Source organism: Ruegeria sp. AD5 (assembly GCF_056542345.1).
Map to the genome: position 1 here is coordinate 79,405 of NZ_JBQFZR010000001.1, position 25,490 is coordinate 104,894.

General features: G+C 57.0%; 20 protein-coding genes. 5 read left to right on the forward strand and 15 right to left on the reverse strand.

Annotation, left to right across the window (positions count from 1 at the left end; genetic code table 11):
* Position 1 precedes the first annotated feature (1 nt).
* The 7 genes from upp to ACR0JG_RS00430 form a co-directional block, all read right to left on the reverse strand.
* Complete coding sequence (gene upp / locus ACR0JG_RS00400) at positions 2-634, reverse strand: uracil phosphoribosyltransferase (protein WP_170391930.1); 633 nt, start codon at positions 632-634, stop codon at positions 2-4.
* Positions 631-1,617: an adenosine deaminase gene (locus tag ACR0JG_RS00405; RefSeq protein WP_480567173.1), complete on the reverse strand. Its 987-nt coding sequence runs from the start codon at positions 1,615-1,617 to the stop codon at positions 631-633. The genes upp and ACR0JG_RS00405 overlap by 4 nt, the downstream gene beginning before the upstream one ends.
* Entirely contained in the window at positions 1,614-2,825 is a 1,212-nt protein-coding gene (locus ACR0JG_RS00410; RefSeq protein ID WP_480567174.1) for a phosphopentomutase, read from the reverse strand. Before ACR0JG_RS00410 ends, ACR0JG_RS00405 begins: the two co-directional genes overlap by 4 nt.
* Positions 2,822-4,129 carry a thymidine phosphorylase gene (locus ACR0JG_RS00415; RefSeq protein WP_480568979.1) on the reverse strand — a complete coding sequence of 436 codons (1,308 nt, stop codon included), beginning with the start codon at positions 4,127-4,129 and terminating at the stop codon, positions 2,822-2,824. The genes ACR0JG_RS00410 and ACR0JG_RS00415 overlap by 4 nt, the downstream gene beginning before the upstream one ends.
* Positions 4,130-4,133: 4 nt before the next feature.
* Positions 4,134-4,526: a cytidine deaminase gene (locus ACR0JG_RS00420; RefSeq protein WP_170391936.1), complete on the reverse strand. Its 393-nt coding sequence runs from the start codon at positions 4,524-4,526 to the stop codon at positions 4,134-4,136.
* 104 nt (positions 4,527-4,630) lie between these two features.
* Entirely contained in the window at positions 4,631-5,734 is a 1,104-nt protein-coding gene (locus ACR0JG_RS00425) for a cupin domain-containing protein (protein ID WP_480567175.1), read from the reverse strand.
* The gene (locus ACR0JG_RS00430) at positions 5,697-6,401 is read right to left on the reverse strand and encodes a hypothetical protein (RefSeq protein ID WP_480567176.1); all 705 of its coding nucleotides are present in this window, start codon (positions 6,399-6,401) and stop codon (positions 5,697-5,699) included. Before ACR0JG_RS00430 ends, ACR0JG_RS00425 begins: the two co-directional genes overlap by 38 nt.
* 196 nt (positions 6,402-6,597) lie before the next feature.
* On the opposite strand from ACR0JG_RS00430, the gene ACR0JG_RS00435 reads away from it, so the two are divergent.
* The 3 genes from ACR0JG_RS00435 to ACR0JG_RS00445 all read left to right on the forward strand — a co-directional run bounded on the left by ACR0JG_RS00435 (position 6,598) and on the right by ACR0JG_RS00445 (position 12,668).
* The gene (locus tag ACR0JG_RS00435; protein ID WP_480567177.1) at positions 6,598-8,871 is read left to right on the forward strand and encodes an NADP-dependent malic enzyme; all 2,274 of its coding nucleotides are present in this window, start codon (positions 6,598-6,600) and stop codon (positions 8,869-8,871) included.
* A 287-nt stretch (positions 8,872-9,158) separates the two neighbouring features.
* Positions 9,159-11,048 carry a propionate-CoA ligase PrpE gene (gene prpE, locus ACR0JG_RS00440; RefSeq protein ID WP_170512222.1) on the forward strand — a complete coding sequence of 630 codons (1,890 nt, stop codon included), beginning with the start codon at positions 9,159-9,161 and terminating at the stop codon, positions 11,046-11,048.
* 180 nt (positions 11,049-11,228) lie between these two features.
* Positions 11,229-12,668: an amidase family protein gene (locus ACR0JG_RS00445; protein ID WP_480567178.1), complete on the forward strand. Its 1,440-nt coding sequence runs from the start codon at positions 11,229-11,231 to the stop codon at positions 12,666-12,668.
* A gap of 271 nt (positions 12,669-12,939) precedes the next feature.
* On the opposite strand, the gene ACR0JG_RS00450 is transcribed toward ACR0JG_RS00445, so the two are convergent.
* Positions 12,940-13,701, reverse strand: a complete 762-nt coding sequence (locus ACR0JG_RS00450) for an NAD kinase (RefSeq protein WP_480567179.1) — start codon at positions 13,699-13,701, stop codon at positions 12,940-12,942.
* A 168-nt stretch (positions 13,702-13,869) separates the two neighbouring features.
* Between ACR0JG_RS00450 and glyA the strand changes: the two genes are divergently transcribed.
* The gene (gene glyA / locus ACR0JG_RS00455; protein ID WP_170648058.1) at positions 13,870-15,165 is read left to right on the forward strand and encodes a serine hydroxymethyltransferase; all 1,296 of its coding nucleotides are present in this window, start codon (positions 13,870-13,872) and stop codon (positions 15,163-15,165) included.
* 69 nt (positions 15,166-15,234) lie between these two features.
* Here glyA and ACR0JG_RS00460 read toward each other — a convergent pair whose 3' ends face one another.
* Positions 15,235-15,609 (reverse strand): hypothetical protein, encoded by a 375-nt coding sequence (locus ACR0JG_RS00460; protein ID WP_170391953.1) that lies wholly within the window; start codon positions 15,607-15,609, stop codon positions 15,235-15,237.
* An 89-nt stretch (positions 15,610-15,698) separates the two neighbouring features.
* Between ACR0JG_RS00460 and ACR0JG_RS00465 the strand changes: the two genes are divergently transcribed.
* Entirely contained in the window at positions 15,699-16,457 is a 759-nt protein-coding gene (locus ACR0JG_RS00465) for an alpha/beta fold hydrolase (protein WP_480567180.1), read from the forward strand.
* Here ACR0JG_RS00465 and ACR0JG_RS00470 read toward each other — a convergent pair whose 3' ends face one another.
* The 6 genes from ACR0JG_RS00470 to ACR0JG_RS00495 form a co-directional block, all read right to left on the reverse strand.
* Entirely contained in the window at positions 16,458-16,643 is a 186-nt protein-coding gene (locus tag ACR0JG_RS00470) for a hypothetical protein (RefSeq protein WP_170391965.1), read from the reverse strand.
* A gap of 83 nt (positions 16,644-16,726) precedes the next feature.
* Positions 16,727-17,119 (reverse strand): rhodanese-like domain-containing protein, encoded by a 393-nt coding sequence (locus tag ACR0JG_RS00475; protein WP_170420870.1) that lies wholly within the window; start codon positions 17,117-17,119, stop codon positions 16,727-16,729.
* 72 nt (positions 17,120-17,191) lie between these two features.
* Entirely contained in the window at positions 17,192-18,532 is a 1,341-nt protein-coding gene (locus tag ACR0JG_RS00480; RefSeq protein WP_170391969.1) for an HlyD family type I secretion periplasmic adaptor subunit, read from the reverse strand.
* A gap of 3 nt (positions 18,533-18,535) precedes the next feature.
* Positions 18,536-20,842: a type I secretion system permease/ATPase gene (locus ACR0JG_RS00485; protein WP_480567181.1), complete on the reverse strand. Its 2,307-nt coding sequence runs from the start codon at positions 20,840-20,842 to the stop codon at positions 18,536-18,538.
* 36 nt (positions 20,843-20,878) lie between these two features.
* Positions 20,879-22,825 (reverse strand): type I secretion protein, encoded by a 1,947-nt coding sequence (locus tag ACR0JG_RS00490; protein ID WP_480567183.1) that lies wholly within the window; start codon positions 22,823-22,825, stop codon positions 20,879-20,881.
* Between the two features lie 128 nt (positions 22,826-22,953).
* Positions 22,954-25,392, reverse strand: a complete 2,439-nt coding sequence (locus tag ACR0JG_RS00495; RefSeq protein WP_480567184.1) for a hypothetical protein — start codon at positions 25,390-25,392, stop codon at positions 22,954-22,956.
* Positions 25,393-25,490: the final 98 nt, after the last annotated feature.

Sequence of the window (25,490 nt, forward strand, 5' to 3'; positions counted from 1 at the left end):
CCTATTTGGTCCCGAACATCCGATCCCCGGCGTCACCTAGTCCAGGCATAATGTAACCCTTTGAGTTCAGTTCACGATCCAGCGCGGCCGTGACGATTTTGACATCCGGGTGCGCCTCTTTCATGCGCGCGACGCCCTCGGGGGCAGCCAGCAGGCACAGAAAGCGGATATCTTTTGCCCCCTGCTCTTTCAGCAAATCAATGGCCGCAGCCGAGCTGTTGCCGGTTGCCAGCATCGGATCAACAGCAATGACCAAACGGTCCGTCAAACCCTCGGGAGCTTTGAAATAGTATTGGACTGGCTTCAGCGTCTCTTCATCCCGATAAAGCCCCACGAACCCCACTCGGGCAGAGGGGATCAGCTCCAGCACGCCGTCCAACATCCCGTTTCCGGCCCGCAGGATCGATACCAGCGCCAATTTCTTGCCCGCCAGAATGGGTGCGTCCATTTCTTCCATCGGGGTTTCGATATGGCGGGTGGTCAGCGGCATCTCGCGGGTGACCTCATAAGCCAGCAAAAGCGTGATCTCGCGCAGCAACTGCCGGAACACAGCGGTTGAGGTGCCTTTGTCCCGCATGAGCGTCAATTTGTGCTGCACCAATGGGTGGTCGACGACGGTCAGGTGATCGCTCATGATGTCTCCAGTCTTTTCTTGACCCGCGCGCGGGTCTCTTCATCGCAAAAGGCCGCGTTCAGGGCTGTTTCATTCAAGGCAGCAAAATCTTCGGCTTGCCAGCCGAACGCTGCATTCAGCATCTCATATTCGCGCCGCATCGTGGTATGAAAAAACGGCGGATCGTCAGTGGATACCGTGACGTTGACGCCTGCATCACGCAATTTCGCGATGGGATGGGCGGCAAAATCAGGAAATAGGCCCAGTACCACGTTTGAACCCGGGCAGACCTCAAGCGTTATGCCCCGGTCAACTAACTCGTAAACAAGATCCGGGTCTTCGATGGCGCGGACGCCATGGCCTACGCGCTCGACCCCCAGATCACGGACGGCATCCCGAACACTCTCAGGACCGCCAAATTCACCGGCATGGGTCGTCAATCGCAACCCAGCCTCGCGCGCGCAATCAAAGGCCCATTTGAAATCGCCCTGCATTCCGACGGATTCGTTGCCGCCCATACCAAATCCGGTAATCCAGTCACCTGCAGTTTCAGCCGCACAATGGGCGCTGGCCTTGGCTTGCTCGGGTCCAAAATGGCGCACGCAAGTGATGACACCACGCAGGGTGATCCCGAATTTGCGCTCGGCCTCGTCTGCGGCGTCCTGAATCGCAGTCAGGTAATCCTTCCATGCATGCAAATCGCCACCGCCGCAGAAATCCGGGCTAAGGAATGTTTCGGAATACACCACACCATTCGCGGCGCTCTCTTCCAGAATGGCCAGTGTCAGGCGGCGGAAATCTTCGGGCGTTTTCAGCACCTCGCACGCAGCCTCATAAACGCTAAGGAAATGGGCAAAGTCGCGGAAATCATAAGAGCCGTCGGGTTTGAATATCCCGCTCAGGTCCACTCGTTTCTCATGGGCCAGTTGGCGTATGAAGCTAGGCGGAGCGGCGCCTTCATGGTGCAAATGTAATTCGATCTTAGGCAGGTCAGCGACTGTCATATAAAAGTCCTTCCCGGCCCTTGCGCCGGTATGTTCAGGTGGTGCGCGATACTGGCGGCGATATCGGCAAAGTTCACGGGACCGATCTCGCCCGTGCCCTGCCCTGCGATCAGCACGGGCACTTGTTCACGGGTGTGGTCAGTGCCGCTCCAACTGGGGTCGTTGCCGTGGTCTGCGGTCAATAGCATCAGATCACCGGGGCGCAGTTTTTGTAGGATCGCGCCAATTTCACGATCGAACCATTCCAGCGCACGGGCATAGCCGCTGATATCGCGCCGATGGCCATACAGACTGTCGAACTCGACAAAGTTTGCAAAGGTCAGGCTGCCCTCTTCCGCCTCATCAACGAGGTCCGACAGGTGACGCATCAACTCTGCGTCCGAACCCTTTCGCAGCGTGTCGATCCCCTGCATTGAGAATATATCGCCAATCTTGCCCACCGCATGCACACGGCGACCGGCATCCTGTGCCCAATTCGTCAGAACGGGTTCTGGCGGAACGATGGCAAAATCCTTGCGGTTGGTTGTCCGGGTGAACCCCTTTTCGGGCGTTCCGACAAACGGTCGGGCGATAACGCGGCCCACTTTCATCTCGTGCAATCGAGGCGCCAGTGAGCGGCACATATCCAGCAGTCGGTCGAGCCCAAAGCTGTCTTCATGCGCGGCAATCTGGAATACGCTATCGGCAGACGTGTAGCAGATCGGCCAGCCGGTACGTATATGCTCGGCCCCCAGTTCTGAGATGATCGTCGTCCCCGAGGCATGGCAGTCGCCTAATATTCCGTCGGTCCCCGCTACCTCGGCGGCAGCCTTGCTTAGCGTTTCGGGAAACGCTGGCTGGCGATCCGGGAAATAACGCCAGTCCCATGGCACAGGTAAACCCGCCAGTTCCCAATGCCCTGATGGCGTATCCTTTCCCGGAGAATATTCACGTGCGCAACCCCACAAGCCCGTCGGCGCGGCCTCAAGGCCCGGCGTCGGTGCGCCCGAGGCCAGACGGGTCGCCGCCCCAAGCCCCATGGCATCCAGGTTGGGCAGTTGCAACGGTCCGCTCCGCCCTTCTTCCGCACGCCCCTCGGCACAAGCTTGTGCTATGTGGGCCAATGTATTCGCGCCTGTATCGGGTTTGGTGCCGTTGTAAAACTGATCGGCATCCGGCGCGCCGCCGATACCAACCGAGTCCATTACCACAAGGAAAGCGCGGCTCATGCGCTGATCCTTTCATGGATTTGAGGCGGCTGTGCTACCGGTTCGTCACTCAGCGCGATGGCATCTAGCACCACCGCGGCAGCCCGTTGCGCTGCATCTTCGCGCCCCGCATGAACAACCGCCAACGGAGCGCCTTTGGTCACCTTATCTCCGACCCTCAGAATGCCCGACAGGCCAACCGCCGGATCAATCTCATCGCTCTCGATCTGGCGCCCACCGCCTAGGGCCACGACTGCGAGGCCCAGCGCCTCGCCATCAATAGACGAGATATATCCGCCATGCGGAGCGTGAACTTCCCGGATCACATTGGCCTCCGGCAAAAACCGATCCCATGTGTCAACGAAATGCACCGGTCCACCCACGGCAGCCATCATGCGTCCGAACCGTTCGGCTGCACGGCCGTCGCGGATCACTTGGGTTATTCTGGCGCTCCCTTCCTCTGCCGAAGCGCACATACCTGCATCCGCCATGAGAACGCCCCCCAACTCGGCCGAGATTTCCGCCAAAGGTGATCCCTGCCCGCTGGTCAAAGCTTTCATCACCTCGGCCACTTCCAGCGCATTGCCCAGCGCGGACGCAAGGGGCTGACTCATGTCGGTGATCACTGCGGATGTACGGCAACCAGCGGCATTAGCCGTTTCGGTCAAGGCCTGTGCCAAATTGCGTGCCTCATCCAGCGTCTTCATGAACGCGCCGCTGCCCACCTTAACGTCCAGAACCAACGCATCCGGGCTCGCCGCCAGCTTCTTGGACAGTATTGATGCCGTAATCAGGTCAAGGCTCTCCACCGTCGCCGTCACATCGCGCACCGCATACAGCCGCTTGTCCGCAGGGGCGATCTGGCCCGTTGCCCCCACGATGGCTGCCCCTGTGTCTTTCAGCACTTGCGTCAGTCGCGCCTGACCGATCTGAGTGGTCACTCCCGGTATGGCCTCGAGCTTGTCCAGAGTGCCCCCGGTATGGCCCAGACCACGCCCCGAGATCATCGGCACATACGCCCCGCATTCCGCCAAAGCCGGGGCAAGCAGCAGGCTGACGCAATCGCCGATCCCACCGGTCGAATGCTTATCGACCACCGGCCCGTCCAAATCCCACGTCAGCACCTCGCCGCTGTCGCGCATGGCAACAGTCAGATCAGCCCGCCCATTGGCCCCCAGACCGCCCATACAGACAGCCATCGCAAAGGCCCCGGCCTGCGCGTCACTGACGCCACCATCGGCCAGGCCTTGCGCGAACCACATTAGTTCGTCACCAGATGGCACCTCCTGACGGCGAAGTTTGGCGATGATCGAGCGCGCATCCATGAAGTCAGACATCCTCCATATGCGACGCGTCGAACGCACCGGGCAATAGATCGGCAATCGTGGTTTTGGTTTCCAGACCATCAACCGTCGCCATTGTAACGACCACATCCCCATTGCCGAATTCGGCCAGTTTCTGACGGCATCCACCACATGGGGGCACCGGCTGCGGGCTGCTGGCGACCACGTAGACCTCGGTCAGTTCTTTTTCACCAGCGGCGACCATTGCCGCGATTGCCCCGGCCTCGGCGCACGTACCTTCGGGGTAAGCAATATTTTCGACATTGCAGCCAAAATAGATCACACCTGAACTGGACCGGATCGCCGCCCCGACCTTGAAATTCGAATAAGGCGCGTGGGCATTTTCCCGAACGGCCAAAGCTGCATCTTTCAAAGACATGGCGAATCCCAATTTTTGATCATCTGGTCAGAATATCATACCCTACTGGAAAGCGACGGGGGAATTGAAGCCCCCTTGACGCCATTTTCCACTTCTTCATGGCCCTAACCCAACGTCGTGTTGAAGGTCCCCGGCAAAGTCACCTCAAGCAGTTCCACATCCTGCGAGGGCTCCGACAGCCGCGTTCGCATTCCCGGCGGGATGACGAAGGCATCGCCCTGTTCCAACGGATAGGGCTCGCGCCCTTCACCCTCAAGTGTCACCTTGCCGGTTATCACGAAGGTAAAGTGTATGTCGGTGTCGTGGCTGGCCCATTGAGGGTTACCCTCGCCCCGGCGCACGACCTGAACGCCTGCCACGCCTTTGGTATTCTCGGCAATCGTCGTGTCACGGCAGATGTAACCGGGCAAACGGAATGGCACCCAGTCGGCATCATTGGCCTGATTGTAAACGAACCGCTGCCCATCCCATTCCCGATCCGGACGGAAATGCGGGGTGGGCAGTTCCATCTCATGATCAATTTCAGTGACATGCTCAGCCGGGACACCAATCTCGATCACTTGCACGTTGTCCGAGGCTTCAAGCACACGGTGGCGGATTTCGGGCGGCTGGATAAAGCAATCGCCCGCCGTCAGGCGCATCTTTTCGCCCTGATCTTCGTAGACCACATCGACCCAGCCGTGGATGCAGAAGATCAGCTGAAACCCGACTTTGTGAAAATGCACCATATCCGGCACAGGGCCGCCATCGGGAATGCGGATATGGCTGGCGATGATCGACCCGCCCAGCCGATCCGGCACGAGATCGCGATAGTGCATCCCTGCCCGCCCTATGATCCACGGCGCCTGATCCTTGAGCCTGCGGACAACAAATGAGTGGACCGTGTCCGGCATGACCAGCGGCGGGTTCAACTCATCAATCTCGATCCGGGTGCCGTTCGGCGCAACAAGGCTGCGTTGCCCCTCGGCAAAACCATCTGGATCGTGTGTCAGGATGCGCAGCGTTCCCGCCGCTTCGGGTGCGTCTTTCTCGACCCGCAGACGCAGACCGTGGCCGGAGAACACAGCAACCCGAGGGTCATCTGCCGGATAGATCATATCCATCCGCATCCCCAACACCTTGGTATAGAACGGGATATCGTTGCGCAGTTCCTGTGTTGGCAGGCGGATTTCAGCGCGCGTGAGGGAGTCGCCGGTATTGCTGGTCATTCTGTTTCTCTTCGGATTTGGATTTTGGCCATCCGATCAGAACAGCAGCCAAAATGCCAATCGAAAAGTACATCTCCAGCGTTTCTTCCATCACAAACAGGCGTGTAACCATCGCCACCGTAATGTATCCGCCGAACAATCCGCTGATTTCTTCAAGAAGCTGAGCCAGCACTGCAACACCTCCGGCCAAGACGAAAACCATCAAAAAGGGCGCGCGCATCTTAAGTGCCCTAATTCCGTTCGGAACCCCATGCCAAAGCAAACCACCAATGACGATCGCAGCCAAAACGATCCTTACTGCGGTCACATCAAGCACTAAATCGATCCAGCTTAGCACCACGAACGGCGCGCTGCCTTCTGTGTATACCTCCGCTTCCAATTCGCGCTCGGCCAACAGCAGGCAGACTAGCGCAATGTACAGTCGCGAGATACCTCGGTAACGCACTAACGCGACCAGCCCGGAAACCAGTAACGCAGTGGCTGATGTCGTCTCAATCAACCCACCTTCCTGGTTGAAAGCTGCTGCCGCTTGGGGCCAAATCATAACCACACAAAGAAATGAAACCGCCGAAACAAGCGTAGCAAAGATGACAACCTGATTGGCACCAAACCGGATTGAAGGGTTCGCAATATGCACATCTGCAGAAGTTTTGTCTTCATTGCTCATGATGAGGTTCGCCGCTTCCGGTTTAGGTCAAGTTTCCTAGAATTGGCCGTACATAAAAACGATGCAGCAAATCTCAACCGGCATCTCGTTAACATATCCGCGAGGTCTGAATTCGACCGCATACCGAGGCGACATAGCCAAGCGCTGCGAAATGGTTTAACCATCAAACAAATTCTGGAACGGAGTAGAATTGCCGATGTCTGACACACCGAACCTGAGACAGGCCGCGCTTGACTATCATGCCTATCCAAAGCCCGGAAAGCTTGAAATCAAGGCCATCAAACCGATGGCAAATGGTCGTGACCTTGCGCGGGCTTACTCGCCGGGCGTCGCCGAAGCCAGCCTTGAGATCAAAGACAACGCCGCCAATGCCGAGAAATACACAGCACGCGGCAACCTTGTTGCGGTTGTCTCAAACGGCACGGCAGTCCTGGGTCTTGGCAATATCGGTGCGTTGGCCTCGAAGCCGGTGATGGAGGGCAAGGCTGTCCTGTTCAAAAAGTTCGCAGGCATCGATTGCTTTGATATCGAAGTAGATCAGCCCGACCCCGAAAAGTTGGCGGATATCGTCTGCGCCTTAGAACCCACCTTTGGCGCGATTAACCTTGAAGACATCAAGGCACCTGATTGTTTTATTGTCGAAAAACTGTGCCGTGAACGAATGAACATCCCGGTTTTTCACGACGATCAGCACGGCACCGCCATCGTCGTTGGTGCCGCAGCCAAGAACGCACTGCATGTGGCGCGGAAAAGTTTCGAGGATATCAAAGTTGTTTCGACCGGCGGTGGCGCTGCCGGTATCGCCTGCCTCAGCATGTTGGTTAAGCTCGGCGTCAAACGCGAGAATATCTGGCTGTGCGACATTCACGGGCTGGTCTATGAAGGCCGCGCCGAAGATATGAATCCGCACAAAGACCAATTTGCACAGAAAACCGATCTACGCACTCTGGATGATGTGATCGGGGATGCCGATCTGTTTTTGGGGCTGAGCGGGCCAAATGTCCTTAAGCCCGAGATGGTCGAGAAGATGGCCAAGGCTCCGATCATCTTTGCGCTGGCCAACCCGACCCCTGAAATCCTGCCGCAGGCGGCGCGCGAGGTTGCCCCCGACGCGATCATCGCGACCGGTCGCAGCGATTTCCCCAACCAGGTGAACAACGTCTTGTGCTTCCCATTCATCTTCCGGGGTGCTCTGGACGTCGGCGCGACTGAAATCAATGACGAGATGCAGATCGCATGCGTCGACGGCATCGCCGACATGGCGCGCGCGACGACCAGTGCCGAAGCCGCAGCGGCCTACAAGGGTGAGCAACTGACATTTGGGCCAGATTACCTGATCCCAAAACCCTTCGACCCGCGCCTCGTGGGGGTCGTTTCCTCATCGGTAGCACAGGCGGCTATGAAGAGCGGGGTCGCAAAACGACCCATTGATGACCTCGAAGCCTATAAAGAACGCCTGAACCAGACCGTGTTCAAATCTGCGCTGCTGATGCGGCCAGTGTTCGAAGCCGCAGCCGTTGCATCGCGTAGAATTGTCTTCGCAGAAGGCGAAGACGAACGTGTTTTAAGGGCTGCGCAAGCGATATTGGAAGAAACCACGGAAACCCCGATCCTGATCGGGCGACCGGACGTGATCAGCGCACGGTGCGAAAGGCTAGGCCTGACAGTACGACCGGGGCAGGATTTTCAAATCGTGAACCCTCAGGACGATCCCCGTTACTACGATTATTGGAATTCGTACCATCAAATAATGCAGCGTCGGGGGGTCACTCCGGATCTGGCCAAGGCCATCATGCGCACCAACAACACCGCCATTGCAGCAATCATGGTGCATCGCGGCGAGGCGGACAGCATGATCTGTGGCACTTTTGGTGAGTATCGCTGGCATCTTAACTATGTCGAACAGGTTCTGGATGATGGCGATTTGCGCCCGCATGGCGCGCTTTCGCTGATGATTCTGGAAGATGGCCCTCTGTTCATTGCAGACACGCATGTAAGACAATTGCCGACACCAGAAGAACTTGCCGAATCCACCATTGGAGCTGCTCGTCACGTGCGGCGGTTCGGGTTGGAACCCAAGATCGCATTTTGTTCGCAATCGCAATTCGGCAATCAGGCCGAGGGATCAGGCAAGCGGCTGCGGGCTGCGCTTGAGATTCTCGATTCCGAGCCACGCGACTTCAGCTATGAAGGCGAGATGAACCTTGATCTGGCTTTGGATCCTGAATTGCGTGCACGTATCTTCCCGAACTCGCGTTTGGAAGGCTCTGCAAATGTCCTGATCTTCGCCCATGCGGATGCGGCAAGCGGTGTGCGCAATATCCTGAAGATGAAAGCGGACGGGCTTGAGGTAGGTCCAATCCTCATGGGAATGGGAAACAAGGCGCATATCGTAACGCCCTCGATTACGGCCAGGGGACTGCTGAACATGGCGGCCATCGCAGGTACGCCAGTCGCGCACTACGGATAAGCCCAGCGCCTATATCATTACGTATACATGACCGGGCACCAGATTAGGTGTCCGGTTTGATTCTGTTAGCGCCAGAACATTTGCAGCAATAAATTTGCAGATTTGCAAATCTTTGCGTGTGACACTCAGAAATCTGCTCAGATCAGAGGATTTGCAAAAATTTGCAAGCCAAACTGCAAGGTTCTGCAAAGATTTTGCGATAAACTGACGCGCCGTTATGCGCATCGCTTGCTCGAAACATCCACGATGCCTAACACATAGCTCAAGGAATTTGGGAGGAGGCCATCATGGCATATCAGGACGTCTACGAGAGCTGGAAGAACGACCCCGAAGCATTCTGGATGGATGCAGCCAAGGGGATCGATTGGGTTCAAGCGCCCAGCAAAGCTCTGTTTGACGACAATGCGCCTCTTTACGAATGGTTCAGTGATGCCAAGGTGAATACGTGCTGGAACGCCGTTGATCGCCATGTGGAAAATGGTCGTGGTGAGCAAACCGCGATCATCTATGACAGCCCCATTACTCATACCAAACGCGAAATCTCATACGTCGAGTTACGCAATCGGGTTGCTAATCTGGCTGGCGCGCTCCGTGCAAAAGGTATTGAGAAAGGTGACCGCGTCATCATCTACATGCCTATGATCCCTGAAGCGCTGGAGGCAATGCTGGCTTGCGCCCGGCTAGGAGCAGTGCATTCAGTGGTATTCGGCGGCTTTGCCAGCAACGAACTGGCCGTACGTATCGACGATGCGAAACCCAAGGCGATCATCGCTGCCTCATGCGGGATGGAGCCGGGACGCGTTGTGCACTACAAACCTCTGCTGGATGGCGCGATCGATCTGGCCGCCCACAAACCCGAATTTTGCGTAATATTCCAGCGCGAGCAGGAAGTCGCACAACTAATCGATGGGCGCGACGTCAACTGGCACGGTTTCCAATACGGTACCGAGCCCGCAGAATGTGTACCAGTCAGCGGCAATGATCCAGCCTATATCCTCTATACATCCGGCACCACTGGTGCGCCCAAAGGCGTCGTGCGCCCGACTGCCGGCCATCTGGTCGCACTGAACTGGACGATGAAAAACATCTACAATGTCGATCCTGGAGATGTGTTCTGGGCGGCTTCGGATGTCGGCTGGGTCGTTGGCCATTCCTATATCTGTTATGCCCCGCTGATCCACGGCAACACGACGATTGTTTTTGAAGGCAAGCCCGTCGGAACACCTGACGCCGGAACTTTCTGGCGCGTGATATCCGAACACAAGGTCAAAAGCTTCTTCACCGCCCCAACCGCCATTCGTGCCGTAAAACGCGAAGACCCAAGCGCAGAATTGATGGCGAATTACGATCTATCCTGCCTTAAGGCTCTGTATCTTGCAGGAGAGAGGGCTGATCCAGATACGATCATCTGGGCGCAGGATGCGCTGAAAGTTCCGGTCATCGATCATTGGTGGCAAACCGAAACTGGCTGGACCATCGCTGGCAACCCGCTCGGAATCGAAGAGCTTCCGGTCAAGCTGGGATCACCTGCCAAGCCTATGCCGGGCTATGACGTTCAGATTCTGGACGAGGGCGGCCATCCTATGAAACCGGGCGAGTTGGGCGCGATCGCAGTCAAGCTCCCGCTTCCGCCAGGCACATTGCCAAACCTGTGGAATGCCGAGGCGCGCTTCAGAAAATCCTACCTTGAGCATTTTCCCGGCTATTACGAAACCGGTGATGCGGGCATGATCGACGAAGATGGGTATCTCTATATCATGGCCCGTACCGATGACGTGATCAACGTCGCCGGGCACCGACTTTCGACGGGCGGGATGGAAGAGGTGTTGGCCGCTCACCCCGATGTGGCAGAATGCGCTGTCATTGGGGTATCTGATCAACTGAAAGGCCAGATGCCTGTCGGTTTCCTGTGTCTGAATGCCGGTTCCGATCGGAATCACGCGGAGGTGGTAACCGATGTGGTCCAGATGGTTCGTGACAAAATCGGCCCAGTCGCTGCGTTCAAGAAAGCAGTGGTGGTGGATCGTCTGCCCAAGACACGCTCGGGCAAGATCCTGCGTGGTACGATGGTGTCGATCGCGGATGGCAAGGCGTATAAAATGCCTGCCACAATCGATGACCCAGCAATTCTGGACGAGATCACGGTGGCCCTGCAAACTATCGGCTACGCGCAGTAATTTCACGGTACGATCAAGCGGAGCGCCTTACGGCGCAACCGATTTGCGCTGTCGCGCGTGTGCGAGGCTCTGCCTCGCGCTCCGAGATATTTTTGGCCAGATGAAGGTTGGATCCGTTTTGCGATTGCGGGGCTTGTCATTGGGTCCTCCTCACCTCAGTTTGAGGTGAGGAGGACGAGCATGACACAGGGCGATATCTGGCGTTTTGATGCAACAGAATTGGCTGCGCTGACCCAAGCTGGCGAGTTGAGCGCAGAAGAGGTGATCAGTGATGCATTGGAGCGGATGCATCAGGTAAATCCCTCGCTGAATGCTGTCGTGGACGATCTGGGCACAGAAGCGTTAGAGCGTGCATCTGCGCTTGATCAGGCGCGCCGCAAAGGTGCCTCGGTTGGGCCGCTGCACGGCGTACCGGTGACCATCAAAGTGAATGTCGACCAGAAGAACCATGCCACAACAAATGGTGTGGTTGCCTTGAAGGATGTCATTGCCCCTGATGACGCCCCGGTGGTTTCAAACTTGCACAATGCGGGGGCCATTGTCATCGGGCGGACCAACACGCCCGAATTCTCGTTCCGCGCTGACACGGATAATCCACTTCATGGGCGCACGCACAATCCTTGGGGCCGCCATATCTCGCCCGGTGGGTCGTCCGGGGGCGCGGGGGCTGCGGTCATGGCGGGCATCGGCGCACTGGCTCATGGCAACGATATCGGAGGTAGCTTGCGGTTCCCTGCTGCAGCCAATGGTGCGGTTACAGTGAAACCGGGGCTGGGCCGCGTACCGGCCTGGAACCCCAGCCAGAATGCAGAACGCGGGATGCTGGCACAATCGATGTCGGTACAGGGCTTGATCACAAGAAGCGCAAAGGACTTGCACCTTTCGATGCCCATCCTGATCGCCCCGGACGCCCGCGACCCCTTCCATGTGCCAATGCCTTGGCGCGGCGCGGGGCCGGACGTCCCAATCAAAGTTGCGTTCACCAAAAATACGTTCGAATACGCTTTGCACCCCGAAGTGGACAAAGCGCTAAGTACTGCTCGGGAGGCGCTGGTAGATGCCGGATATATAGTTGAAGACATTGATCCGCCGGATGTGTTCGAATGCGGGCGCATCGGCTATCGCGCGCTGATGGGTGAAGTGCTGACGTTGATGAAAAACGATATCGAGGCAGCCGGGTCTCAAACCATTCGTGATATTTTCGAGGTTTATTTTCAGGAGTTTCCTCCTATCATAGGCGACGAACTGATTCAGGCGTTGGCGCAACGCAGCCATTATGCGCGCCAATGGTCGCTATTCATGCAGAAATATCCTTTGGTCCTGTCTCCATTCCTGCCGCAGCCGTTCTTTAAACCTGATCGCGATACCGAAGGTGCGGAAGGCGTTCATGAGGTGTTAGGATGCGCGGTCTATTCTTATGCGATGAATTTCCTCGGGCTGCCCGCCGCCAGCGTTCCCGCACGCTTGGCCGAATTGCCGAATGGGCCGCAACCGATCAATGTTCAGATTGCTGCTCGACGCTGGTGTGAGGATATGGCGGTGGATGCAGCGGTCGCGATCGAAGCGCGTGTGGGGCAGATGGCTCCGATTCTGTGGGATCGAATGAGCGCGCAAACCTGAGACATCGTCACTCAGGCCTCACAAATGAAATAGACCCCGGGATTTTGTCCCGGGGTCCGCATACTAAAATATGCCCGGATTAAGATGACGAGCGTAGCACCACCCACCCTCGCCAGCGCGAAAACTGCGCAACCATTCGAAAACACCTTTAGATGGCCACTCACTTCCACCTCGGCGTGTTCTCCGGGCATCTTGAAGTTAGCAAACCCTTATCGCGTTGCATGTGAACTGGTTCACACAAGCGGTGGAAAAATGATCAACACGCTGAGATTTAAGTAAATTGTTCAGAGATCAACCGTTCTTCCAGGCCGTGGCCAGGGTCAAATAAAATACGATGCTGGATCGCAATCTCAGACCTGATCTCGACCCAATCGATATCCGGAAACGATATGGAGTCGGCCGCAACGATAACCGGGCGTTTGTCAGCCTCGATCACATCGAATCTGACTTTCGCAACTTTCGGCAGCAAGGCGCCACGCCACCGCCGGGGGCGAAACGCGGCGATTGGCGTCAATGCCAGAACGTCCGCGCCAATGGGTACAATGGGTCCGTGAGCGGAATAGTTATATGCGGTTGAACCCGCCGGCGTGGCAAGCAATGCACCATCACACACGAGTTCGGCCATACGTACCCGCCCATCCACGCTGATCCGCAGCCGCGCTGCCTGCGGCCCCGCGCGAAGCAGCGAAATCTCGTTGATTGCAAGTGCTTGGTGCTTTTGGCCCGCCTGGTCAATTGCAGTCATCGCCAGTGGATTGATGACTTCTTCCTCTGCCTCTGCTAGCCGGGCCATCAGATCAACTTCGGCATATTCGTTCATCAGAAACCCGATGGTACCGCGATTCATTCCGTAAACCGGCTTGTCCAAGTGCTGGACGCCCTGCAACGTCTGAAGCATGAAGCCATCACCACCCAGCGCCACCACAACATCTGCGTCTCTCGGCGCTGCATTTCCGTAGCGCGCGACAAGCGCATCCCGGGCGGTCTGCGCAACCTTGGCATCGCTGGCCAGAAAGGCGATTCTCTTTGTCATGTTTTATAGTTTCCAGTGCTGCACATTTGGTTCCGAAACAAACATACCTTTCCGCAATAGGCCAGAGTTGACGCCATAGAGGGCCATTTCGTCGCTTTACAACCTTTCTGACACACGTCGTTTCCGATAGGAAATCCGCCAGATACACCCCAGCCATGCGGAGCGCACATGAACGCCAATCTTCGTGACAACGGATTTTTCACCCAGTCCCTCGCGGATCGTGACCCCGAGCTGTTCGGCTCGATCACATCTGAATTGGGCCGCCAGCGCGACGAGATCGAACTGATCGCCTCGGAGAACATCGTCTCTGCCGCCGTGATGGAGGCGCAGGGCTCGGTCATGACCAACAAATATGCCGAAGGTTATCCGGGCCGCCGGTACTATGGCGGTTGTCAGTTCGTCGACATTGCCGAGAACCTGGCTATCGACCGTGCCAAGCAGTTGTTTGGGTGTGAGTTTGCCAACGTCCAACCGAATTCGGGATCGCAGGCGAACCAAGGTGTATTTCAGGCGCTGATCAAGCCCGGTGACACCATTCTAGGAATGTCGCTGGATGCAGGTGGTCACCTGACCCATGGTGCGGCGCCGAACCAGTCGGGCAAGTGGTTCAACGCGGTACATTATGGCGTGCGCAAGCAGGACAACCTGATCGACTATGATCAGATCGAAGTGCTGGCAAAGGAACATAACCCCAAGCTGATCATCGCCGGAGGCTCGGCCATCCCGCGCGTCATCGATTTTGCCCGCATGCGTGAAATCGCCGATATGGTCGGCGCCTATCTGCATGTGGACATGGCCCATATCGCCGGTCTGGTTGCCGCAGGCGCGCACCCTTCGCCCTTCCCGCATGCGCATGTGGCCACCACCACCACGCATAAAACCCTGCGCGGCCCGCGCGGCGGCATGATCCTGACCAATGATGAAGCGATTGCCAAAAAGGTAAACTCGGCCATCTTCCCGGGCATTCAGGGTGGCCCACTGATGCATGTGATTGCTGGCAAGGCCGTTGCCTTTGGCGAGGCACTGCGTCCTGAGTTCAAGGACTATATCAAGCAGGTCGTTGTGAATGCGCAGGCCCTTTCAGATCAGCTGATCAAGGGTGGCCTGGACACTGTGACCCACGGCACCGATACCCATGTGGTTCTTGTCGACCTGCGCCCCAAAGGCGTTAAAGGCAACGCAACCGAGAAAGCTTTGGGGCGGGCACATATCACCTGCAACAAGAACGGTGTGCCGTTCGACCCCGAAAAGCCGACGATCACCAGCGGTATCCGTCTCGGCTCGCCCGCCGGAACCACCCGCGGTTTTGGTGAGGCCGAGTTCCGCCAGATCGCAGACTGGATCATCGAAGTGGTCGACGGTCTGGCCGCAAATGGCGAAGACGGAAACGGTGCGGTCGAAGCCAAAGTTAAAGCCGAAGTCGCCGAACTTTGCGCGCGCTACCCGCTTTATCCGAATCTCTGATCCAATACGGGTCTTAGAACAGAAAACGGCGCCCTCATCGGCGCCGTTTTTCTTTGAGGCGTGCAGCGGTCAGATATACCCGCGCCATCGTAGTACGAACACAGCCAACGCCGCCAACACGATCAGGCCCAACGCAAGCGAACCAAGAAAGCTCAGGAACCATCCCCAACGTCGATCTGCCAGATTGATCGCGTTCAGGTGGCCTTGCACCTCGTCCGACGCTTTTTCGAGCCGGGGCATATCCAAAACCATCCGCAGTTTGGGATGCTCGGCCATCTGCTCGGCCTCTGCCAGAACCAAGGCCTGTTTATAGACCTTGCGCGGCAAACGCCGCTTTGCGCGCCGGACCGAGGCAATCAGGGTCTTGTCTTTCACGCCAAGCTTTTTACGCAGCAACCGAATGGTCTCTGCGATCCGGGTCTGGATATCGATTTCCTGTGTCATTGGCGCCTCCTGACGGGACAATGTAGCCGCGCGTCACACCGGCGACAATGGGGCTGGTTGTTCCGCGCGGTGACGCGTATCACAGAAGCATGCTGAATACGATCATCCATGGCGACCCGACCGATCATCCGCCCCTGCTGATAGCGCATGGCCTCTATGGTTCGGCGCGCAACTGGGGAGTCATTGCGCGGCGACTGTCGGACGAAAGACAGGTGATCGCCGTCGATATGCGCAATCACGCCTACAGCTTTTGGGATGCTCAGCATGGCTACCCGGAATTGGCGCATGATCTGGCAAAGGTCATCGACAGCGTTGGCGGCATCGCCGATATCGTCGGGCATTCCATGGGTGGAAAAGCTTCGATGGTGCTGGCGCTGGAATATGGCGAGCTGGTGCGCAAGCTGGTCGTCGCAGACATCGCACCAGTGGCATACAGCCACAGCCAGATTCAATTCATCGAGGCAATGCGGGCGGTCGATATGTCCCGCGTTCAGCGTCGTTCAGATGTCGAAGCACAGCTGGCCGATCTGGGCGTCGAAAAGGCGCTGCAGAGCTTTTTTACGCAGTCTTTGGATGTTGAGGGAGGCCGCTGGCGGCTGAACCTAGATGTACTGGCCAGCGAAATGCCAAAGATCATGGGCTTCCCCGAGATTTCGACCCATTGGGACGGCCCTGCTCTGTTCCTGTCCGGCGCAGCATCAGATTATGTGCAGCCCGAACACCGAGAGCAGATTCGCACCCTGTTTCCTGCAGCTCGCTTCGCCAAAATTCCCGGTGCGGGGCACTGGCTGCACGCCGAGAAACCCCGCGAATTCGAAGCTGCAGTCAGGACCTTCTTTAACGCTTAATCAAGCGCCTTGATACAGGCGTTTTGCCACCAGCCACGACACCGGCGCGGCAACAACCGCCCCTGCTGCTGCGGCGGAAACGATGGCCATCCAGGTCACCATTCCAACCGCTAGGACCGCAATCACGGCAGAACCCGCGATGGCTGTGGCGATCAAAGAATAAAGCGTGGCTGCTAGGCGTATCATGGCCAGTATCCTGTGTTTAAGCTTCTGGCCTTTACATTACAGCAACGGAATATGTGTGACTTTGATTTGGGTCAGATATGTAGCTACATCCCGCGATCCATTGGCCCGGTCGCCTCGCCGCCGCCATTCACCCAATCCGCAAACCCGCCCAGATTGTAGACGTGTAAATACCCCATATCCTTAAGCAGTTTCCCAGCCAGCGCCGCCCTGCCACCCGATGCACAATGCAGGATGATCACCCGGTCCTTGCGCAGTTCCGCGTCATGGGAAGGCAGCTCGGGATCGGCTCGAAACTCCAACATCCCGCGCGGGATATGATGCGAGCCGACCGCGCGCCCTGTCCTTTCAAGTTCAGGCGCATCGCGAATATCCAACAACAAGGCACCCTGCCCGATCAGTTCTTTGGCCCGGCTGGCATCGATACGCTCAACCACCGCGTTTGCAGCTTGCATCATGTCTTTGACCGTCAATGGCATTTGCGCCCCTCCAGGAAATGAATCCGTGAAAGGCTAACATGCAGAAAATTGAAGGTGTAGACACTCAGGCGCTTAATGTTCGCGGAAAGCACGCGACATACTGTCAACCACCGGCTTGGCGATATAGGCCGCAAAGGTGCGTTCCTCGGTCTGGATCATGATCTCGGCGGGCATTCCGGGTGTCGGCACGAAGCCCCGCACGCGACCCATCTCTTCCGTGGTCAGAGAAATGCGCGCCAGATAGACCTCTTGCGGCATACCGGCAGAATCCTCGACAAGCGAGTCAGCCGAGACGTAATAGACCTCGCCCTCAAGCACTGGGGTTGTCCGTTGATTGAGCGCGACTAGGCGCACCGTCGCGATCTGCCCGGTGACCACGCTGTCGATCTCGGTACGCGGGATCTGCGCTTCGATGATCAATGGCGCATCGGCGGGCAGAATCTCAGCAATCTGTTCGCCAGTTTCGATCACCCCGCCCGGCGTGTGGTGATGAAGTCGCACCACTGTGCCTGTCACCGGAGCACGCACAACGGCACGGGCCAGAACGCTACGGGCCTGACGGGCTTTTTCACGCACACTTTCAAGATCGGCTTCAATAACGCCCAACTCGTCCAGCGCAGCCTCGCGGTAGGCTGAGCGGGTGCGCAGAATCTGCTCTTCATACTTCAGCAGCATCTGGTTTACCTCAGCCGTTTCTGCGCGCAAACGCGCCAGTTGACCTTCGGCTTCGGCCTGCACCCGGCGGATCGTGTTCAGATCACCTTTGCGCACTAATCCTTTTTCAAACAACGAATATTTGGTCTCGTATTCTTCCTCGAGAATCTCTGATCGCCTTTCCATGCTGACCAATTGTGCTTCAAATCCTGACGCACGAATTTTCAACGCCTCCATGTTGCGCTGCAGCAAAGCAATATCGTTCAGCAGTGTCTTGCGCGATACATCAAAGCTGAGTTTCTGATTGTCGAGGATCGTCATGACCTCGACGTCGTCCGATGCTTCGATCAATCCGGGCGAAAACACGAGGGTTTCCTGTTCGCTATGCTCAGCCAGCAACCGTTCGGTCATGGCTTGAAGGCGAAGTTTGCGAATGAATAATTCGCGTTCACTCGCCTCGGCCGAGGTCTGATCCAAAGTCATCATGATCTGTCCGGCTTGAACAGATTCACCTTCCGAGACCAGAATGTTCTCGATGATACCGCCTTCCAAATGCTGCACGATCTTGTTGCGGCCGGTCGCGACAAAGCTGCCTTGCGCGATGACTGCAGCGGCCAGAGGTGCACGGAAGGACCAGACGCCAAAGCCGCCAAAACAGACAATAAGCATGATAAAGCCAATCACGATGAATTTGGTGATCGAGCGCGGAACCTCAGAGTACCAAAGACCGCCTTCATCGGTGCGTGCCACGTCGTTCATCGCTTAATCCCCCTTGCCCTGTATTTCGGGCGGTTGCTGGCGCGGCCCGTTGAGCTGTTCCAGCACCTGTTCGCGCTGCCCGAACAGCGCCACGCGCCCATCGGTCAGCAGCATGATCTTGTCGACAACATTCAACAGAGTCGGCTTTTGCGTAATCACTACAACGGTGATCTTGCTTTCCTTTGCTTGCTGAATTGCGCGCGCAAGCGCCTTGTCACCTGCCACGTCGAGGTTCGAGTTCGGCTCATCCAGAACAACCAAACGCGGGTTGCCGAAGAAGGCACGCGCCAAAGCAATACGCTGCTTCTGGCCACCTGAGAGAGGTGAGCCGTCGGCGGCCACAACAGTCTCATACCCCTGCGGCAGCGTTGCGATCATGTTGTGCACGTCGGCCAAAACGGCGGCATCGTGGATCTGCTCATCCGTGGCATCGGCACGCATCCGGCCAATATTGTCTTTGATGCTGCCGGGGAACAGCTGTACGTCTTGCGGCAGATAGCCAATATTTTCGCCAAACTGGCGGGGATCCCAGTTGCGGATATCCATCAGGTCCAGCCGCACACTGCCCGAGGTCGGCAGGATCGAACCCACCAGCGTTTTACCAAGTGTCGTTTTGCCTGCGCCTGAATTCCCGATGATCGCCAGAGTTTCACCAGGGTTCAGCGCAAAGGTGATTCCGTTCAGAACCACCCGCTTGGTGCCGCCGGGGACATATAGCAGGCGTTCGACATCCAAGCGCCCCTCAGGCCGCGGTAGGCGCAGTTTTTCATATTGCAGGGCCGAGTTCGACAGCAGAGCCTTGATCCGCCCAAAAGCGCCGCGCGTCAGCAGGAAGGTATTCCAACCCTCAATCGAGCCTTCGATCGGCGCAAAAGCCCGCCCTGCGATGATCGAGGCGGCGATGACCATACCGCCGGTAATTTCACCTTGAAGGGCCAGAAAGGCGCCCCAGCCCAGAATGCCGATCTGCGTCAAAAGACGGACGGCACGCGAAATGGCCGCGAAGATCACGTTGCGATCCTGCGCCTTGACCTGCCATGTCAGCGATTGTGCGGTGTCACGCCCCCAGATGCGCACTGCCTCGGGGATCATCGCCAAAGCGTTGATGATCTGACTGTTGCGCGACATTGAATCCAGATGCTGGTTCGCCAGGGATTGCGCCTGGTTGGCCTTGGCGAAGGGCTTGGCAGTCATTTTCTGGTTGATCAGCGCGATAATCATCAGGATCACAGCGGTCGTCACCACAATCATCCCAAGTTGCGGATGCACCAGAAAGATCATCAGAATGAACAGCGGTGCAAATGGTACATCCAGAAATGAGATCAGAGTGCCCGAGACCAGAAAGCCCCGCACCTGTTGCAGATCCCCAAGTGTCTGATATTCGCGTCCGTTGCCGTGCAGCGAGGCATGGGCCGCAGCGCTAAGAACCGGGGCCCCAAGACGGGCGGCGACCTCGACCGCTGTACGCATCAGCATGAACCGACGAACGGCATCAAATGCGGCTTGAAAAATGACTGCTCCGGCAACGATTGCCGTCAGCATGATCAACGTATCCAGCGAGCGACTAGTCAGAACGCGGTCACTGATCTGAAACAGGTAGATCGGGATCGCTAGGATCAGGACGTTGGTCGCGCAGGTCAGCACCAGCACAAAAGCCAGATTGCGCCAGATGGCGCGCAGTGAGGTACGCAGCGTCTTCTGGAAATCCTCAGGCGGCGTGCGTTTGTGGAATGTTTGGGGTGGCCCCTTGCCATCGCCACCACCCGTCCCCGGGCGCAGCAAGGGTTGGTTGGCCTTGGCCTCGATCGTGGTGCCCATGCGGTCTTTACCATCCGACGGCGCAGAGGGGGTCATGCGTGCAGTCGATTGGTCGGCGGTTTCACAATCGGGGGCTTCGGTATCGGCCACCCCAGTGTCGCCACCCGCAGGATCCTTATCTTGCGCGGGCCGCGACGACGCGCGCCGAAGGGGAGAACCAGCGCGCGGTTGTGATGTTTGATCCAACTGCTCTGCCTGGGTCTGCCTCGGATCATCCGGTTGTGTCGTCGCCTGAGGCGCTTCTAATTGCCGCGATCGTTTCGCGGGCCCGGCAACCGGGGTGTCACTTGCTTCCGGGGTCTCTGGTTTGGTTTCGGGTTCTGCCAGTTGCATATCACTTGTCAAACGCAGGCGGGACGCTGTTTTTGCAAGTTTACTTTCATTTGGTTTTGCTACCCGATTTCGGGGTTCCAGGGTCAATGGGCCTCCGCCTCCGTGCCGGTCCAATGGACTTGCAAAACGGGTGCGGCGCGACGAAAAAACGATCGACATAAACTAACCTTCCGGTCACTCGTAAATCAGGAAATATTAGGCCAGCATGGTCTGCAGGCCATCAGAGGAATTCGCCATTTCGCTTGGCGTGAGATCGTTACCGTTAGGTCCAATGCCATTGTCGTGACCTGGCATACCCGCCTCTTCCATGATGGCGGCGATTGCCTCGTTGGTCATCTCGGCGATGTCTTCATTCGTGGGCATGTCAAGCAGGCTTGCCTGATGCAGTAGCAGGTCAGAAAATGCCCCATCCTGAGCCATAACAACCGAATCCACGCCGGCCTTGGTTACATTGGCGGCGTTCAGCATCGCATTGCTGCCTGCCAGAACCTCGGTCTCGTCCGCGTGGGGACCATTCAGATATACGTCATCCTGATCGGCAAGCATCGTCGATTGCTCGGCCACGTTGACCTGAACCAGCGATCCATCGATCTTGAGGACCCGCATCTGCTCCATGCCAGCAAACATCGGATCGTTCATTAGCGCCTCTTCCAGCGCTGCCATGTCGTCCTCGCCCATGGTCATGGCGTCGGCCATGGAGTCGTGCATCGCCTGATACGTATCTTCGCCTTCTTTCTTGAGAGAAACCTCGTTCATAACCAGGTTCTCGTCCGATCCATCGATGGGTCCGGGCAATCCGCCCATCACCACATCGTCATCCAATAATACGTGCGTCTGGACAAACGCATCGACCGATATCATGTCACCTTCGATCATGATCAGGTCATAATAACTGCCAAGTTGAAGAATATTGGTGACATCAATCAACTCGTTGTCGCCCAATGCGTACAGCGTGGTCGTCGCGTTAATCTCGGTATCAATATGATCGATATCCGTTGCGTCGATGTCCTGCTTGACAAAATTAGCAACGATCAGGTCGGTCGTAATCCAATCAACATGCACATATGCCGGGGCATCGTCTTCACTTGAACCTGTCTTAAGCCAAGGGGCTGAGTTGCCTTCGACCTCGATCGTCGACGAGTGCACCACATTGGTGCCCGAGCCGCCATTCGTGCCCTTGTCTGTGTCAGATACAACGGCGACCTGGCTCACCATGGCCAGTTCGATTGCTTTTCCACCGACCGCAATATAAGGCGCATCGACCCAGGCCACAGTTGCGTTCATCTCGTTGATCGCAAGGTTGCCGCCTGCGATCACCGTGTGACCTTCGGCAAATTCGTCTTCCTCGTCCTGAGCCCATTCTGCGGGCATCATATCGGGTGTTTCGTCGTCCTCTTCCTCGTCCGGTCTATGATGCGCAGGCAGAAGATCTTCCCATTCCGGGGCTTCGTCCACATACTCACCATTGACGATCACGCCCATCGCGTCTTCGCTGTGGAACTGATAAACAACCGCGCCTTCAACTTCGACATTGATCGGGGCCAACATCGCTTCGGCCAAAGACTCGACGTATTCAACCGACAAGTAGTCCGAGATCGAGAACGAGGGCACGGCAAACGCGTGCATCGATGCTGCGACCTGCGCAGCCGCCTCGGCCAATGCGATCAACTGATCGACATCGCGGAAATCTCCCTCGCCGACAACGTCATTGTCGCGTAGGAAAATCGTCTGGAACGTGTAGGTCACAGCAGACCCGATAAGCTCTGTCACAATCTCCAGCTGCTGCTCGATCACAAACGTTGCACCTAGGCCGGTTGTCGCTTCGGGTAACGGCGGACCGTCTGAGAGTGGTGGTTCAAGTACAACGACCGTTTCAAATTCAGGGCCGTCGGTTGGGGGTGGAAGTTCAGGAGTGGCGGGGGGGGTGTCAAACCGATAGGAAAGCGGACCATATTTGCCTGGGTCCAATTCAAGATCTGCCTTGATCCGGATCTTTGCGGGTTCTTCCAGTTCGTCCAGTTCCGCCTTGCGCCGCATGGCGGTGAACTCTTCGTACTGATCCCTCAACCGGGCTTTTTCAATCGTAAGATCAAAAGATCCAATAAAGTGTGCAATCTTTTCGGTAACACTATCGAATGACATTTCGATGATCCCTTACCCCCTTGCCGACTAAAATTTCCGGTTCGGGATTTGCTGGGCCGAGGCCACATTACGCGGCCCCGGCGATTTCATTGAACGGGGGCCGATAATGCGGCTCCCGCGAATTGGTCTTAGACCTCGGTGTCGTCGCTCGAATAAGTCGAGGTCATCGAACCGCCAACCATGGTCGTATCGACCGAGTTACCAAGCACGTTGGCACCCTGTACGATCGATTGGTTGAACGCGTTCGTATCGACGACTGCCGCTGCGGATGCATAAGACTCGCCGTTGACGATACCATCGCCACCATTATCCGAGCCCCAGGTACCGCCATTACCGCCAGCACCACCGGCACCCGAATATGCACCGGATGCTTCACCACCGGTGTTCATTGCACCTGTGGTTGCACCACCAGTAGACGAGCCCATGACGTCGCCGCTGGTACCGCCAGTCGATGCCGCTGCACCACCGGCACCGCCGTCACCTGACATCGCAGTACCTGTTGCATCACCTGAAGCCATCGAGTCCGCATCATTATCGGACGAAGCATCTCCACCGTATCCGGCGATCGCTTCGGCAAGGCTTTCGGCATAACCATCGTTGGCTGAATCGGCCCATGCTTCTGAGTCACCGCCGTTTCCGGCTTCGTTGGTTGCGTCAGCTGAACCAGCACCGCTTCCGGCCGAGCTTGCCTCGGGGTTGGCCGTACCGCCAGCGCCACCAGTACCTTCGGCCGATGCCATTCCATCGCCGCTGGCGTCTGCTGATCCATTACTTGTGTTGGTACCACCATTACCACCAGAACCATCAACGTCTTGATCATTGTCGGCAGAGCCATCGATATCACCAGGTGACTGCGTGATTACAGGGCCGGCAGCATCTTGGTCACCAACACCTTGCGCATCCGCATCCGTGTCAACGTAGCCGCCGCCTGCGCCACCGGTTCCTGTACCGCCAGCACCCGGTCCGCCAGTACCTGTGCCACCAGTACCAGTACCTCCAGTACCCGTACCACCAGTACCTGTACCGCCAGTACCCGTACCGCCGGTACCTGCACCACCAGTACCACCGTCTCCGCCGGTACCGTTCGAGTTACCAGCTGCTGCAGCTTCTTCGTCTCCGTCAGGATCTTCCTCTTCCACAAGGAGTACCGGGAATGGGAAGGCTTCTTCTACCGAGCCGGAATCTCCGCCGGTGCCGTCGCCACCGTTGGCATTGCCACCGGAGCCTTCGCCACCAGTGCCTTCACCGCCTGAGCCTTCACCGCCTGAGCCTTCGCCCCCGGAGCCTTCGCCACCGGAGCCTTCGCCGCCGGAGCCTTCGCCGCCGGAACCGCTACCGCCATCGGCATCATTCCAGCCCATCGCGCCAGCGCCAGCCAGACCCAAACCAATATTGCCTCCAGAGGAAGACTCGTTGGCTTCGTTGGTTCCGTCGCTAGAGTTGTCTGCCGAACCATCGTTATCGGCATCACCAGCGCCACCATCGGCACCGTCGTTGGAAGCATCGGTGCCTGCCAGACCAAGGCCAGCAGCTAATGCCCCAGATGTATTGTCACCACCGTCTGCATCGCCATCGGCGTTCGCTCCGGACAAACCAAGACCAAGACCAAGGCCAATCGATCCGGCATTACCACCGTTACCACCAGTCGAGTCACTATCGGAACTCGCTTCGCCGTGGTTGTCGGCATTAGACTCGCTGTCTGCTGCGCCGCCTTCGCCGCCGGTGCTGTCACCGTCTGCGCTGGCACTCGAATGACCAAGACCCAGGCTTGCGTTATAGGTATCACCCGAAGATGCGCCATCTCCACCTGTCGCAGCGCTATCAGCATTTCCTGAATGACCACCAAAGGCCAGCGAATGGCTGCCATTGGTGTCGCCATAGGCTTCACCACCATAGCTCATGCCGCCATCGCCAGAGGAGCCACCGTCGTTATTTACGTCGATTCCGTCTTCGGCATTGGCTTCGCCACCATTGGCGTCGCCATTTTGCTGGAAGTCACCATAGTTTCCGACTTCAGCATTCGAAAGGGTGTCATTGTCCTCCAGGCTTGCAAACTGCTGGTTGATTGATGAGAAGTCGTTTCCGGGCCCATCCAGCGCGATATCGATATTTACGTCATCGCCGGGGTCGTAATTTACATCATCGCCAGCGGTAATAATGTCACCGACATCACCATCAATGTCCCGAACATCCACATCAACCTTGTCATCATCGCGCGGGATCCACTCACCACCACCGAAGTCGATATTTACTTCGTTGTGGTTCGAGTTGTCGTTGTCGTTGTTGTCTTCGCCGCCATTGGTGTTTTGCTGTTGTTGATTTTGGTTCTGGTTCTGATCCTGGTCATTGTCGTTGCGTGAACGCTGTGACTGATCTTGGTCCTGTGAATCTGAATTGTTCGCAGAATTTTCGACATCTTGCTCTTGCTGCTGTTGCTGAGCGTTGATGTCCGCTTCGATATACGCTTCGTCTACTGCGATATCGGTATCAAAATCAGCGTCCAGATTGTCGATTTGAACTTCGTCGACTGTCGTCACTGTGGTCGTCTGATTAGGTTGACGTCTCATAATAAATTCCACTTTTACTGAAGCACCGGACCGCCATTCATCTACAAAGCGGTAACAGGCGCGGTTGAAACAGATTTCGCGCACAGGGTGTCAAACTG